General features: G+C 52.4%; 1 protein-coding gene. It reads left to right on the top strand.

What is annotated here, in order from left to right:
- A partial coding sequence (locus ACK4HN_RS11935; RefSeq protein ID WP_409877776.1) for an iron uptake porin occupies positions 1 to 544 on the top strand: 544 nt, incomplete at both ends.

Below are 544 nucleotides of genomic sequence, written 5' to 3'. Positions count from 1 at the left end.
ATTGCCGGTTATCCCGATGGCACCTTCCGAGGGAATCGTGCTGCCACCCGCTATGAAATGGCAGCCGCCCTCAATGCTTGCTTGGATGTGATTAGTGACCGCTTTGCCACTAAAGAAGACCTCGCTACGCTGCAAAAACTCATGGACGAGTTTGCTGCTGAACTCGCTACGCTGCGGGGTCGGGTAGATAAACTTGAAGCGCGCACCGCTCAGTTAGAGGCACAGCAGTTTTCCACGACAACCAAGCTAACAGGGACGGCAGTGATGTCCGTGCAATATGGCGGCCGTCCCGGTAGTGCAAATCCTTCTGTGAGTCCTGTGGGTCCTGCTCCTGCTAACACAAACCCCACGGTCATTGCTGCCACGATTCTGAATTTAAACACTAGCTTCACTGGTACTGACCTCCTGCAGACTAGTCTTGCAACGGGTAATGGTGGACTTGATGCTATTAGTACCTATGGACTGGGGTTGCAGACTTTTTCAACATTAGGACCGGGAAATACCTTTGGTGCTCCTCTTCCCTACTTTAGTCCGAGCCAGTACT

It is taken from the genome of Thermosynechococcus sp. (assembly GCF_046299655.1).
GTDB lineage: Bacteria > Cyanobacteriota > Cyanobacteriia > Thermosynechococcales > Thermosynechococcaceae > Thermosynechococcus.
Note: the sequence above shows the minus strand (reverse complement) of the source record. Positions and strands in the feature narration are given on the sequence as shown.